At 70.9% G+C, this 13,062-nt stretch carries 11 protein-coding genes and 1 pseudogene; 8 read left to right on the top strand and 4 right to left on the bottom strand.

Translation table 11 applies throughout. The annotated features are described in order from the left end of the window. Nucleotides 1-403 (top strand): annotated as a pseudogene (locus ABTZ17_RS22210) (hypothetical protein); the annotation flags it as partial. 517 nt (nucleotides 404-920) lie between these two features. Continuing rightward, the gene (locus ABTZ17_RS22205; protein WP_352197415.1) at nucleotides 921-1,763 is read left to right on the top strand and encodes a MerR family transcriptional regulator; all 843 of its coding nucleotides are present in this window, start codon (nucleotides 921-923) and stop codon (nucleotides 1,761-1,763) included. Nucleotides 1,764-2,297: 534 nt separating this feature from the next. Here the strand turns inward: ABTZ17_RS22205 and ABTZ17_RS22200 are convergent. The 3 genes from ABTZ17_RS22200 to ABTZ17_RS22190 all read right to left on the bottom strand — a co-directional run bounded on the left by ABTZ17_RS22200 (nucleotide 2,298) and on the right by ABTZ17_RS22190 (nucleotide 6,366). After that, nucleotides 2,298-3,002 (bottom strand): hypothetical protein, encoded by a 705-nt coding sequence (locus tag ABTZ17_RS22200; RefSeq protein ID WP_352197414.1) that lies wholly within the window; start codon nucleotides 3,000-3,002, stop codon nucleotides 2,298-2,300. Nucleotides 3,003-3,155: 153 nt separating this feature from the next. Beyond that, nucleotides 3,156-4,802, bottom strand: coding sequence for an amidohydrolase (locus tag ABTZ17_RS22195; protein WP_352197413.1), 1,647 nt, complete (start codon nucleotides 4,800-4,802; stop codon nucleotides 3,156-3,158). A 46-nt stretch (nucleotides 4,803-4,848) separates the two neighbouring features. Further along, nucleotides 4,849-6,366: an APC family permease gene (locus tag ABTZ17_RS22190; RefSeq protein ID WP_352197412.1), complete on the bottom strand. Its 1,518-nt coding sequence runs from the start codon at nucleotides 6,364-6,366 to the stop codon at nucleotides 4,849-4,851. 125 nt (nucleotides 6,367-6,491) lie between these two features. Here ABTZ17_RS22190 and ABTZ17_RS22185 point away from each other — a divergent pair, with 125 nt between their 5' ends. Next, nucleotides 6,492-7,223 (top strand): TetR/AcrR family transcriptional regulator, encoded by a 732-nt coding sequence (locus tag ABTZ17_RS22185; protein ID WP_352197411.1) that lies wholly within the window; start codon nucleotides 6,492-6,494, stop codon nucleotides 7,221-7,223. Nucleotides 7,224-7,321: 98 nt separating this feature from the next. On the opposite strand, the gene ABTZ17_RS22180 is transcribed toward ABTZ17_RS22185, so the two are convergent. Next, nucleotides 7,322-8,023, bottom strand: a complete 702-nt coding sequence (locus ABTZ17_RS22180; protein WP_352197410.1) for a substrate-binding domain-containing protein — start codon at nucleotides 8,021-8,023, stop codon at nucleotides 7,322-7,324. Between the two features lie 74 nt (nucleotides 8,024-8,097). Between ABTZ17_RS22180 and ABTZ17_RS22175 the strand changes: the two genes are divergently transcribed. From ABTZ17_RS22175 to ligA, 5 genes are all read left to right on the top strand, one after another. Next, a complete protein-coding gene (locus tag ABTZ17_RS22175; RefSeq protein ID WP_352197409.1) occupies nucleotides 8,098-8,865 on the top strand; it encodes an IclR family transcriptional regulator in 768 nt (255 codons plus the stop codon). Nucleotides 8,866-9,069: 204 nt separating this feature from the next. Continuing rightward, complete coding sequence (locus ABTZ17_RS22170; protein ID WP_352197408.1) at nucleotides 9,070-10,095, top strand: amidohydrolase family protein; 1,026 nt, start codon at nucleotides 9,070-9,072, stop codon at nucleotides 10,093-10,095. Between the two features lie 17 nt (nucleotides 10,096-10,112). Further along, nucleotides 10,113-10,802 carry a 4-carboxy-4-hydroxy-2-oxoadipate aldolase/oxaloacetate decarboxylase gene (ligK, locus tag ABTZ17_RS22165; protein ID WP_352197407.1) on the top strand — a complete coding sequence of 230 codons (690 nt, stop codon included), beginning with the start codon at nucleotides 10,113-10,115 and terminating at the stop codon, nucleotides 10,800-10,802. A gap of 9 nt (nucleotides 10,803-10,811) precedes the next feature. Beyond that, nucleotides 10,812-11,732 (top strand): amidohydrolase family protein, encoded by a 921-nt coding sequence (locus ABTZ17_RS22160; RefSeq protein ID WP_352197406.1) that lies wholly within the window; start codon nucleotides 10,812-10,814, stop codon nucleotides 11,730-11,732. 25 nt (nucleotides 11,733-11,757) lie between these two features. Continuing rightward, on the top strand, nucleotides 11,758-13,062 hold the full coding sequence (ligA, locus tag ABTZ17_RS22155) for a protocatechuate 4,5-dioxygenase subunit alpha (protein ID WP_352197405.1): 1,305 nt from the start codon (nucleotides 11,758-11,760) through the stop codon (nucleotides 13,060-13,062).

Genomic DNA, 13,062 nt, shown 5'->3' with positions numbered 1-13,062 from the left:
TCCGCACACCGCCCTCCGTCGCCGCCCCCGGCACCCCCCTCGTCACGGCCGTTCCAAAACTTTGGAACGGCCCCGACACCGCACCAGCCACGAAGTCCCCTACGCGTCGATCCGCAAGGTCGAAGTCGACACCTCCGGTGGCCTCACCGTCGTCCCGAAGCAGACCGCGGAGACAGCCGACACCGAGGGCTACGCCTCGGTCGGCTTCGCCGGTTCCCTGCTCGACCGGCTCTTCAAGACCTCCGAGAAAGCCGCCGCGGAGATCGCCCTCTACCGCAAGCACCGCCGGCACGTCCGCGGAGCGGACGGCCCGGTACGCCGCAAGCTGACCGGCGACACCGTGGCCGAAGCCATGCTGCTCCTCGCGGCGATCTGCCCGATCTGCGCCGCCCTTCAACGCTGACCTCCCGCGCCCGCCCGGACACCCTGGTGCCGGTTCGCCCCCGTCGTGACGATTCCGATTTCTGGAAGCGCATCGCGCGTGCCAGTGACGGACACGGTCATGGGGGCTACCCGGCCCTGTTTCTCCTCGTCGTCAGAACCGGTCATCGCCGCATGCGGGCCCTGTCAGAGGTTTGCCGTCGAGGGTGTCCCCCCTTCCTGGGGATGTGGCAACGGGAGTGAGCGCGATGAGTGAGTCGGCGTGGGTCCCGCAGTCCTGCACGTTGCCCACCGAGGAACGGCCGTTGCGGGCCGCTGCGTGGGACGGGCTGTTCGCCGAGCGGCTGACCGCGGTGTCGCGGCCCGGCCCTCCGCGGCTGCACCTGGACCTGGCCGGTGGAGCCAGTGCCAGGAGCGGGTGGGGTATCTGGGGGCGCGGGAGGGCGCCTGCTGCTCGTTCTCCACGTTCATCGTCACCCTGGGCGAGGACCTGATCGGTCTGGACATCGAGGTGGACCAGGAGAACGCCGCAGTCCTCGATGCCTTGGCGGGCGGACCGCCGCCGCCGGGGGCCGGCGGTGAGCGCGGGGCTGCGCAGCGGGCAGGTCGCCGAGGCTGCCGGGATGAGCATCCAGACCCTGCGCCACTACGAGCGACCTGGCCTGCTTGCCGAACCGGACCGCAGCAACGGCGGACACCGCTCGTATGGTGAGGAGGCCGTCGTGGCTCTGCGGGTGATCACGGCGGCGCAGCGGTTGGGGTTCACGTTTCAGGAGGTGGCCGAGCTGTTGGAGGCGGGGCGTCACCGGCACGGCCGTCCCGTCGCCGGGCTTCAGGAGCGGGCGCGGGTGAAGCTCGCCGTGGTGGATGCGAAGATCGCCGACCGCACCACCATCCGCACCGCGCCGGCCGCGGCCGTCGCAACCGGGTGCGACGACCTGACCGCGTGCGCCGGAAGTGCCTGCTGCCCCAACCCCTTCACCGACCGTGCCAAGGAGAACCGCCATGCCGGCCCCTGCTGCCGCCCCCGCCCCCACCGCGCCCCGAAGGCCCTCGGTGGCCTCGCCGCTCTGGCCTGCGTGGCGTGCTGCGCACGGCCCGTCCTGATCACCGCCGGGGTCGTCGGAGCGGGGGCCGGGGGGCGGTGGGTTGGCCGTCCGCGCTCGCCGTCGTCCTGGTCGTGCTCGCCGCCGGCACCTGGTGGCTCGGCCGGGGCCGGGGTTCCTGCTCCTGCGGGCCGGGAACCGCAGGAGAGGACGGGTGCGGCTGCAAGGGGTCGGGCGAGCGGAAGCGGTCCCGCCGTCGACATCGCTCACCTTCGCCGACCGTCGCGGGGTCAGGGAGGTGATGTACCGCCTGCCGCTGTGGGCGTTGACCTGTGAGGGGTCGAGGGACACCCCGGTGGGAACGCCGGGGCGGGAGGCGTACGTCACGGACGGATACGGGGTGTTGGAAGCGGCGTTTTCGGGGTTGAAGCGCTTCCAGCCGTGCGGGTCGGCTTCGTCCGTGGCCCGGATCCCGAGGTGGTTGGTGCCGTCGCCGTCGGTCGCCCAGGCCTGCGCCGGGGTGGTGATGTCCGCGTCGATCCACCCGTCCGTGCAGGAGGAGGAGAAGCCCTTGGTAGCGGTACTCGTCGCCCACTTGCGGTTCCAGTTCGGCTGAGCCGTCCGGCGGGTGGCGGTGGATGCCGAGGAGGTGTCCCACCCTTCCCAGCTCTTGGCCGTGCAGGACCACGAGTGATGGCTCCATAGGTTGCGCCTGGCGCTGGTGACCTGCTTCCCCGTGATCGTGGCCATGGGGAAGGAACGAGCGGGCGGCCTCGCCGGACCCGTTGTTGCCGAGTTCGAGTTCGATCGCGGTGGACTGGTCGGTCGTGTGGCCCTGCTGCACGAAGGTGTCGAATCCGGCGCCGATGTTCACCGCGGGATCGACTGTGACGGGAAACTTGGTGTCGGGATCGGCGAGGAAGTCGGCGTCCGGTGTGAGGGCGAGGTCGACCGTGTTCCCGCGTTGGGTGACCTTCGGTCCACCTTCAAGGTGTGGGTGCGTTCGCCGCTTCGAGGGTCGACCTGGGCGTCCCACATCACGGGCGCGGGCGGCAGGCCGGCTTTGCCCCCGGTCTCACTGTCCACGAAGGTGACCGAGCCGTCCGGGTTGGCGCGGGCGGTGAGGCCCTCGGCGGTGAGGGTGAGGTTCACCGTGCCGTTCGCATCGACGGCTCGCCGGTCCTTCAACTCCAGGAACGGTTCGAAGCCGGTACGGGTCGATTCCATGACCAGGTCCGTGAAGGGCAGGGCGTTACGGTAGTGCGCCTCGGTGCCGCGGACATCCGGGGCGGGCAATGCCCCGTAGCAAGAGAGGGTGACCTGCTTGCCGTCACCGTCGTCGAGGGTGACCAACGGGACGGCCGGCGTCCGCGGATCACCCGGCTGGCCGCCGGACTCGCGGATCTCGCCCGCTCGCGCGGCGGACGTCTCGGCGGCCAACGCCAAGTCCAGGGGGCGGGCCCGGCCCACGACGGATCCGTCGCTCTTCTTGATGAGGGTGACGTCGATGTCGCGCCAGTCCCTCGAGCGGTCGTCCTCGAACCGGACCGGCCCGGCGGGCGACTCCAGGGGCACGCTGCCGTCCGGGCCGGGATGCTGTCCGGCCCGCCCACTCCCCCGTACCTGCGGACCTCGCCGCCGTGGGTGCGCACCGGAAGGCTCCGGTGCCCGCGGACGAGCCGGCGAACCGCGCGCTCCAACGGTTGCCGCGTCGCCGGCAGCAACGTCTCAGGCCGCGTCCGACGCGTGGACCCGCCGTCCCCCGACGAAGGTCTGTACGACGCGGGCCGACGCAATCTCCTCCGCAGGTCGGGAGAAGACGTCCCGGTCGAGGAGGGCGAGGTCGGCCAGACGGCCGGGGGCGATGACGCCGGTGTCGTCGAGGTGGTTCACGTAGGCGCTGCCCGCCGTGTACGCCCTGAGAGCCGTGTCGAGAGTGATGCGCTGCTCCGGAAGGAACACCGGGCGGTCCGAGCCCGGGTCCCGCCGGTTGACCGCGTTGTGCAGCGCCGCGAGAGGATCCGGGCTGGACACGGGCCAGTCACTGCCGGCGGCCAGGACGGCGCCGCTGTGGACGAGGTCGGCGAAGGGGTATTGGCGGAGGGCACGGTCCGGGCCCAGGAAGGGGATCGTCAGCTCGTCCATCTGTGGCTCGTGCGTGGCCCACAGGGCCTGGATGTTGGCGGTCGCTCCCAGCTTGCGGAAGCGAGGGACGTCGGTCTCGTCCACGACCTGGAGGTGCGCCAGGTGATGCCGGTTGCCGCGGTGCCCGTTGGCGATCACCGCGGCCTCGACGGCGTCGAGCGCCTCTCGTACGGCTCGGTCGCCGAGGGCGTGGAAATGTGTCTGGAAGCCCTCACGGTCGAGCCGGGTCACGATCCGGGCGAGCTGGGCCGGTTCGATGAACGACACCCCGGTGTTTCCGGAGGCGCAGCCGCAGGGGGTGAGGTAGGGCCCGAGGAGAGCCGCGGTTCCGTTCTCGGCGATGCCGTCCTGCATGATCTTGACCGTTCCCGCACGGATCCGGCCGACGGTGAAGGTCTCTCGGCGCTCGATCAGACGATCGAGCTGTTCCAAGCCCGCCTCCCGGTCCCACCACAGGGCGCCCCGGACCCGGGCCGTCAGGAGTCCGTCCAGCGCGGCGCGCCGATAGGCCGGAGCGGGATCCGCCGTGGAGGCGTGCTCGCCCAGCAAGGCGTCCTGCCAGGCCGTGATGCCGTGCGCGTGGAGGATTTCCTGTGCGCGCAGGAGCCCCGTCAGCTGTTCGTCGAGGGTGATCGGGGGGACGTGGCGGGCCACCAGCGCCATGGCGCCCTCTTGGAGGACACCGCTCGGGTCGCCGTCGCCGTCACGTTCGATCCGGCCATCGGCGGGGTCGGGCGTGCGGCGGGTGACACCGGCCATCTCCAGGGCCAGGCTGTTGACCCACGCGCCGTGGTGATCGCGGTTGACGAGGTAGACCGGGCGGTCCGGCACCACGGTGTCCAGCAGCCTGCGGCTCGGGGTGCCCCCGGGGAACGCCTCCATCGACCAGCCACCTCCGGTGATCCACGCCCGGTCCGGATGGGCATCCGCCCACCTGCGGATCCGCGCGAGGCACTCGGCCGCGTCGACGGTTCCGCCGAGGTCGCACTGCCCCAGTTCCACGCCGGCACCCACGGGATGGACGTGCGCGTCCTGGAAACCGGGGATCAACAGCCTGCCGTCCAGGTCCACGACTTCGGTGCCCGGGCCGATGAGTTCGCGGACCTCGTCGTGCCCGACGGCGACGATCCGCTCCCCTCGTACGGCGACCGACGTGGCGAACGGCCGGGTGGCGTCCACCGTGTGCACCGGCCCGCCGGTGAAGACAAGGTCGGCGTGATGCTCGGACATGGTTGCTCCAGGAGGTGAGGGCGGAAGGGCGTTCGTCGTGTTCGGGTCAGCTGCGGACCGCGGGGGCGGCGCGTTCGTCCATGGGCAGGGCGATGGCGTCAGCGTCGGTTCCGCGGCCGTTCCAGAAGTACGGTGCGCGGCGGCGCCACTTGGCAACGGCCGCGGCCACCAGTCCGGTGCCGACGAACAGTCCGGGGATCAGCAGCATGAACCAGCCGTTGTCGGGGCGTGCCTCGAAGTGGTCGCTCATGGTGGCGTACTGGTAGGCGAGGTAGCCGCCGAGGCCGAACAGCGCCGCCGCGCTGGCGGCCGGCACCACGACGGCTTGCAGGGCTTCCCTGACGCCTTCGCGCAGCGCGGCCCGGAAGCGGACGGCGCAGGCGAGGGCGGTGAGCCCGTAGTAGAGGGCCACGACGAGTCCGATGGAGTTGACCGCGGCGAGGATCATGTGGTTGATCTTCGGAATCCCGATGGCCAGCACGGCCACGGCCGTCGCGACGGCCATGATCATCAGTGTTCCCACGGCCGGCGATCCGAAGCGGGGGTCGATCCGCGTCCAGGCCCGGCCGAGGGTGCGGTCGCGCCCCATGGCCAGCGCGCCCCGTGCGGTCGGAATGACGCTCGATTGGAGGGAGGCGAAGGCGGAACACATCAGGGCCGCCAGCGGCAGCGAGGCCCAGGGCTCGGGGGCGAGGTGCGATCCGAGGAAGGTCAGCGCCTGGGGGCCCTGCGCGACCAGGGTCGCGTCGTCCATCACCCTTTGGAAGGAGATGGCGGCGAAGACGAGCAGCCCGAGCATGGCGAAGAGGGCGATCAGACCGCCGCGCGAGGCGTCCGACGCCGAGCGCGTCTCCTCGTTGACGGTGAAGGCGGCGTCCCAGCCCCAGAAGACGAACACGGCCAGGACCAGACCTTGCGCCAGGGACTGGAACGAGTCGATGGCGAAGGGGTTGAGCCATGCGAACGAGAACTCCTGTCGGCCGCTGACCAGGGCCCAGCCGCAGAATGCCAGCAGGACGGCGTACTCGAAGACCAGCAGGACCCACTGGAAGCGGGTGGCCGAGCGGACGCCCGTCACGGCGGTCAGCGTCACCGCGACCAGCACGACGAGGCCCACCACGGTGCTCGTGGCGGTGGAGGTCGGATCCAGTGCGATCCCGAAGAGTGAGATCAGTCCCGCCTTGTTGGCGAACTGCAGGATCACCATGCCGGTGACGGCGCTCGTGTAGGCCATGAACACCACGTTGGCGACCAGGACCACCCAGCCGGTCAGGAATCCCAACCAGGGACCGAGTGACGTACCCACCCATGTGTAGCCGTTTCCGCAGTTGGGCTCCGTCCTGTTCAGGCGGGAGTACGAGAGCGCGATGCCCAGGATCGGCAGGAAGGCCACCAGGAGCAGCGCGGGCGTCTGGCGGCCCGCGTAGAGGGCGAGGGCGCCCATTCCGATGCCGATACTGGTCGTCGCCGCCGTGCTCGAAGCGGCGATCGCGATCCCGTCACGTACCCCGAGGGTGCGTCGCATCCCGGTCGGCGCGGGGTCACGGTGGAGAGAGAGGTCCATGCCACTCCCGAAGGTGAGGGCCGTCGGACTCGACGGGCGTTGAGCGGGGGGCTTCCAAAATGAAACGCGCCCGTCATACTTACGTCAATACGTTGTCATAAGACGATCCCGATCTTGGAGGACCCATGGACGGACCCGCCCGCATCCCCTCCGAGCGCCGTCGGCGCCGCCCCACCCGGAGCGGTGCCGTACTGAGCGCCGAGTCGATCACCACAGCCGCACTGGCCCTCATCGAGGCGCCCGGAGGCAATGCGCTCACCGTGCGCAAGCTGGGAGCAGCACTCGGTTGCGACCCGAGTGCGGTGTACCGGTACTTCCCGGACACCGACGCGATCCTCCTTGCTGCTGCGGACCGCCTGATCCACGACTCCCTGCAGGGCCTCACGCCCGGCGACAGCTGGGAACACGACCTCCGGGACTTCGCGCTCCGGCTCCACCGCTCGATGCTGGCGCACCCCCGGCTCGCCGTGGTGCGGGCCTCCCGGGTGACGGCGGGACCCGCGGAGGCCCACGCCATCGACGTCGGGATCGGGATCCTGCTGCGTGCGGGATTCGAGCCCCTCCGAGCCGTTCGCCGCTACCGCCTGTTCGTCGACACCATCCTGGCCCAGGCCGCCGCGGACGCCGCCGCACAGGGCCCCGACCCACAGGCCCGGGACGAACGACCGGACCCCACCTGGAGCGAGTACCCCCACGCCCTCCCCGCAGGCGAGTACCCACATCTGGAGGCCGTGCGCAGCGAGCTCTTCGCCATGGGCGAGGCCACCTTCCCGGAGGTCCTGGAGTTGATGATCCGGAGCTTCGCTCGGGAGTTGGACAGCGGGGCGCCGGGACACCCCGTGAAGGGAGAGGTGTGACCGTGTGCGCCCCCCGGCCACGGCGGCTCCCGCGGAGGCCGCGTCCGGCGGATGGGCCTTGGCGCATCGCACCGCGTCGAGCGGCGTCACGCGGGCCCCTACGCGGTGGTGCGCACGGGCTCCATGCCTCCCGCGCGGGCAGCCCGCGCTCCCATCCCGGAGCCCAGGAGAGCGAGGACCTCGCGAGCGGTTTCCGGCTCGGCGGCTCCGGCAGCCACGGCCCCGCCGAACGTCGAACTGATCGCCGTCCGGCCGGGAAGCGGACCGACCACGACGACGCCGGGCACACCCGTCAGTTCACTGCGCTGCTGAAAGGCCAGGTCCGCCTCCCCCGACGCCAACAGGGTGCCGCAGGAGACACCGGGAGGTGCTTGGACGAGGCGCCCGTGGAGCGCTTCCCGCAGTTCGAGTCGGTCGATCAGTTCCACCAGGGCGGTACCGCTGGGGCCCGTGGAGCAGGCGATCGCCTCCGCCGAGAGGAGCGCCGCCCGCAGGTCGGACTCGGACGTCAGCGAGGGCACCGGCCTCGTCTCCGGCACGGCAGCGACCACCTCGGACACCCACAACGGGCGGACCGTCCCCGCGAGGAGGTGACCCTCGTCCGCGAGGCCGGCGAGCGCTCCCTGGGCGAGCACGACCAGATCGGCCGACGCGCCCTCGTGGATCCGTCGCGCGATCTCGACCCCTCCCGCGGACTCGAACCGCACCGCAATGCCGCGGGTACGGCGCATGCGTTCGGACAGCTCGGCCAGGATGGCGCGCGTCGCCATCGACGACAGCCCGATGATCTCTCGATCCATGTCTTCTCCTTCGAAAGCGGCAATCAACAGGGCGCTCCACGTGGCACCCGACACACGGCTGGGAGGCTGCCGACGTGAGCGCGACCCGGAGTACAGCGGCCGGCAAGGTCCTCAGGGTGCTGTCGACCTTCGACCACGAGCGGCCGTCCCAGACCCTCTCCCAGATCGCCCAGCGCGCCGGCCTGGCCCTGAGCACGGCGCACCGCGTGGTGGCGGAGCTGGCCGAGGGAGGGGCCCTGGAGCGGGGCGAGGACGGCTCGTGGCACGTCGGACTGAGGCTATGGGAGATCGCGTCGGGTTGTCCGCGTACCCAGATCCTTCGGAACGTCGCCCTGCCGTTCATGCAAGACCTCTACGAGGCGACCCACGAGAACGTCCAGCTCGCCGTCCGGGAGGGCACCGAGCTCGTGTTCGTGGAACGGATCACCGGTCACCAGTCGGTGCGGTTGCTGACGACGGTCGGCAGCAGGTTCCCCGTGGTGTCCACCGGAATGGGAAGGGTACTACTGGCGCACGCGCCCAGGGACATCCAGGAGGAGGTGCTCGATTCTCCGCTGCGGGCCTGGACGCCCCACACGGTGACCGATCCGAGGGCCCTGCGCAGGCAACTCGACGGCATCCGCCGTGAGCAGGTCTTCGTCAGCGATCGCCAACTCACCGAGGAGACGATCGCCGTGGCCGCGCCCGTCCGGATCGGTAGGACGGGGCCCGTCAACGCCGCCCTGGGGATCGTCGTCGCCGTACACGGCACGAGGACCGCCCGCAGCCTGCGCGAGCCGCTTCTGCGCGCGGCACAGGAGATCTCAGGGGAACTCGGACGTCGAGCCCGCGCGACGTTCTGACCTGGGGCAGGGCTTCCGCCTGACGGAAACACCCCTGCCTTGTCCCCTGGTCCGGTGCCACTGTTCGGGATGGCGGAACCCAGGACGTCGCTCGGGAGGTGCCGCGACTGAAGCGGAGCCGCATCCCCCGACATCCGCACACCGCGCCGACACGCACGCCGCCGCGCACACGCGCACCGACTCCCCACGAACCCGAGGCTCCCCATGATCATCGACTGTCACGGCCACTTCACCACCGCTCCGCCCCAGCTGGCCGAGTGGCGCGACCGGCAGATCGCGGCGGCCGAAGGCAGCGGCCCCGCCCCGGACCCGGACGATCTGGTCATCACCGACGACGACCTGCGCGCCGCTGTCGAACCCAACCAGCTGCGCCTCATGGACGAACGAGGCAGCGACCTCACGGTCTTCTCTCCCCGCGCCAGTTTCATGGCCCACCACATCGGGGACTTCCGGGTCTCCTCGGCATGGGCGCGGATCTGCAACGACCTGGTCCACCGGGTCGGCACCCTCTACCCGGACCGGTTCGCGACGGGCGCGATGCTGCCGCAGTCACCCGGCGTCGATCCCTCGACCTGCCTGCCCGAGCTGCGCCGCGCGGTGGAGGAACTGGGCGCTGTCACCGTGAACCTCAACCCCGACCCCTCGGGCGGCCGTTGGACGGCCCCGCCGCTGACGGACCGCAGCTGGTACCCGCTCTACGAGGCGATGGTCGCGTACGACATCCCCGCGATGATCCACGTCAGCACCTCCTGCAACCCGGCCTTCCACACCACCGGCGCGCACTACCTGAACGCCGACACCACGGCCTTCATGCAGCTCGTCCAGGGCGACCTCTTCGCCGACTTCCCGACCCTGCGGTTCGTGATCCCGCACGGCGGCGGCGCCGTCCCCTACCACTGGGGCCGCTTCCGCGGCCTGGCCATGGCACTCGGGAAACCGGACCCGGAGGCGCTGCTCGACAACGTCTTCTTCGACACCTGCGTCTACCACCAGCCCGGCATCGACCTGCTGACGCGCGTGATGCCCAGCCGGTCGGTCCTGTTCGCCAGCGAGATGATCGGCGCGGTCCGCGACGTCGACCCACGCACCGGCCACCACTTCGACGACACGAAGCGGTACGTCGACGCCACCCCTCACCTGTCGGACGCGGAGCGCACCGCCGTGTACGCCGGCAACGCCCTGCGCGTCTACCCCCGGCTCGCCGCGCGCCTCGCCGCGGCCGGCCGCTGACCCCAGAAGGAGCAACCATGCAACACACCGAGCTCGGCGTCGTTCACACCGGCATCGAACGGGCCGACCCGACGGCCGTCGCCGCCCTCTCCCGGTTCGGCGTCGCGACGGTGCACGAGGCGATGGGGCGGGTCGGACTGATGCGCCCCTACCTGCGCCCCGTCTACCCCGCGGCCCGGATGTGCGGTACCGCCGTCACCGTGCTGCTCCAGCCCGGCGACAACTGGATGCTGCACGTGGCCGCCGAACAGATCAGGGACGGGGACGTCGTCGTCGCGGCCTGTACGACGGAGAGCGAGGACGGCTTCTTCGGAGAACTGCTCGCCACCTCGTTCCGGGCCCGGGGCTGCCGCGGCCTCATCATCGACGGCGGCGTTCGCGACATCGCCGACCTGGAGACGATGGACTTCCCCGTCTTCTCGCGCGCCGTCAGCGCCAAGGGCACGGTCAAGGCCACCCTCGGCTCGGTCAACGTGCCCGTGGTCTGCGGAAACGCCCTCGTGAGGCCTGGTGACGCGATCGTCGCCGACGCCGACGGCGTCGTCGTGGTCCCGCGCGAGCGGGTTGCCGAGGTCGCCGATGCCTCGGCCGCCCGTGAGGAGAGGGAAGCCGGCAAACGCGCACAGTTCCGCGCGGGAAAGCTCGGCCTGGACGTGTACGGCATGCGAGGCCCGTTGGCCGAGCTCGGACTGCGGTACGAGGACTGAGGACCGGCCATGACGACGAGTTTCGAGAAGACCGCCGGCTGGCTGGACTGGTACGCGGGTCCCAGCCGCCCCGAGTTCCGGCTCCCCGCGGGCGCAGTGGACTCGCACTGCCACGTCTTCGGACCCGGCGACGCGTTCCCGTACGCGCCCGAGCGCAAGTACACCCCGTGCGACGCCTCCAAGGAGCAGCTCTTCGCGCTCCGCGACCACCTCGGCTTCGCCCGCAACGTGATCGTGCAGGCCACCTGCCACGGTGCCGACAACGCAGCGATGGTCGACGCCCTGCTCGCCTCCGGCGGCCTCGCCCGGGGCGTGGCGACGCTGCGCCCCGAAGCCACCGACGGTGAGATAGCGGCGTTGCACGCGGCCGGCGTGCGCGGGGTGCGGTTCAACTTCGTCAAGCGGCTGGTGGACGCGCCCCCGCGGCGGGACCTGCGCGAGGTCGCGGAGATGATCGCACCGTATGGATGGCACGTGGTCGTCTACTTCGAGGCGGCCGACCTGCCCGACCTGCGGGACTTCCTCCTGTCCGTCCCGGTCCCCGTGGTCGTCGACCACATGGGCCGGCCGGACACCACCAAGGACCCGGAGGGACCCGAGTTCGAGGCGTTCCTGAACTTCCTGCGGGCACGGCCGGACGTCTGGTGCAAGGTGACCTGCCCGGAACGGCTCTCGGTGAGCGGTCCCCCGGCCCTGGACGGGGAGCGCAACGCGTATGGCGACGTGGTCCCCTTCGCCCGGCGCGTGGTCGAAGAGTTCCCCGATCGGGTCCTGTGGGGCACCGACTGGCCACACCCCAACCTGACCTCGCACATGCCCGACGACGGGCTGCTCGTGGACTTCATCCCGCACATCGCGCCGACGCCCGAACTCCGGCACAAGCTCCTCGTGACCAACCCGACCCGCCTGTACTGGCCCGAAGCGGACTGATCCCCGACACGATGGGAGTTGCGACGTGACACTCGACAAGACCTACAAGCTGGTGCCGGGGACCACGATCTTCGACGCCGAGCAATCGGCCAAGGGCTACCACCTCAACCAGTTCTGCATGTCCCTGATGACGGCCGAGAACCGCGCCGCCTACCTCGCCGACGAGCGCGCCTACATGGATGCCTGGCCACTTCGGGAGGAACAGAAGCAGGCCCTGCTCGACCGCGACCTCAACGCCGCCATGCGCGAGGGCGGCAACATCTACTTCCTCGCCAAGTGGGGTGCCACGCTCGGCCTCTCGTTCCAACAGATGGCCGGCTCCATGACCGGGATGACCGAGGAGGAGTACCGCGCCATGATGGCCGGCGGAGGCAGGTCCGCCGAGGGCAACCGCATCGACCACGCCGTCCTCGAAGCCGCCCACGCCCCGCCGGCGCCGATCGAGCACGCGACCGTCACCGCAGCCGTCTTCACCTCGCACGTCCCGGCCATCGGCGCGGCCATGGACCACGACAGGACCCACGAGCCGTACTGGCGGCCGGTCTTCGAGGGATACGAGTTCTCCAAGCGATGGGAGCGGGAGAACCTTCCCGACGTGATCTTCCTGGTCTACAACGACCATGCGAGCGCGTTCGACCAGTCGCTGGTCCCCACCTTCGTCCTCGGCACCGGCGCCGCCTTCCCCGTCGCCGACGAGGGCTACGGGCCCCGCCCCGTCCCCGCCGTCGAGGGCGACCCCGACCTGGCCGCGCACATCGCGCACTCGCTCATCAGGGACGACTTCGACCTCACCCTGGCCAACGAGATGGCCGTCGACCACGGGCTCACCGTCCCCCTTTCGCTGATGTTCGGCGACGTCGAGAGGTGGCCGTGCAGGGTCATCCCGTTCCACGTGAACGTGGTGCAGTACCCCGTTCCGTCCGGAGCACGCTGCTTCGCGCTGGGCCGGGCCCTGCGCAAGGCGATCGAGTCCTACGATCGGCCGCTCAAGGTACAGGTGTGGGGCACCGGCGGGATGAGCCACCAGCTGCAGGGCCCGCGCGCCGGGCTGATCAACCGGGAGTGGGACAACGCGTTCCTGGACCGACTCGTGGCCGACCCGGCCGGGCTGGCCGCCGTACCGCACCTGGAGTACGTCGAGGAGGCCGGCTCGGAAGGCATAGAGCTGGTCATGTGGCTCATCGCCCGCGGCGCCCTGAGCGATGCCGACGGCTCCGGCGAGGTCGAGGTCGCACACCGCTTCTACCACGTACCGGCGTCCAACACGGCCGTCGGCCACCTGATCCTGGAAAACCGTCCGCGGGCCGTCGCGCCCGCCGAGGAGGAATGA

Source organism: Streptomyces sp. NPDC097619 (genome assembly GCF_040302735.1).
Classification (GTDB): domain Bacteria; phylum Actinomycetota; class Actinomycetes; order Streptomycetales; family Streptomycetaceae; genus Streptomyces.
This window is presented reverse-complemented; position numbering and strand designations above follow the sequence as displayed.

Coding starts and splice junctions, on each gene's coding strand:
- ABTZ17_RS22180 (WP_352197410.1), bottom strand. CDS start 8,023: ATGGATCGAGAGATCATCGGGCTGTCGTCGATGGCGACGCGCGCCATC.
- ligK (WP_352197407.1), top strand. CDS start 10,113: ATGCAACACACCGAGCTCGGCGTCGTTCACACCGGCATCGAACGGGCC.
- ABTZ17_RS22170 (WP_352197408.1), top strand. CDS start 9,070: ATGATCATCGACTGTCACGGCCACTTCACCACCGCTCCGCCCCAGCTG.
- ABTZ17_RS22160 (WP_352197406.1), top strand. CDS start 10,812: ATGACGACGAGTTTCGAGAAGACCGCCGGCTGGCTGGACTGGTACGCG.
- ABTZ17_RS22190 (WP_352197412.1), bottom strand. CDS start 6,366: ATGGACCTCTCTCTCCACCGTGACCCCGCGCCGACCGGGATGCGACGC.
- ABTZ17_RS22185 (WP_352197411.1), top strand. CDS start 6,492: ATGGACGGACCCGCCCGCATCCCCTCCGAGCGCCGTCGGCGCCGCCCC.
- ABTZ17_RS22195 (WP_352197413.1), bottom strand. CDS start 4,802: ATGTCCGAGCATCACGCCGACCTTGTCTTCACCGGCGGGCCGGTGCAC.
- ABTZ17_RS22205 (WP_352197415.1), top strand. CDS start 921: ATGCCTTGGCGGGCGGACCGCCGCCGCCGGGGGCCGGCGGTGAGCGCG.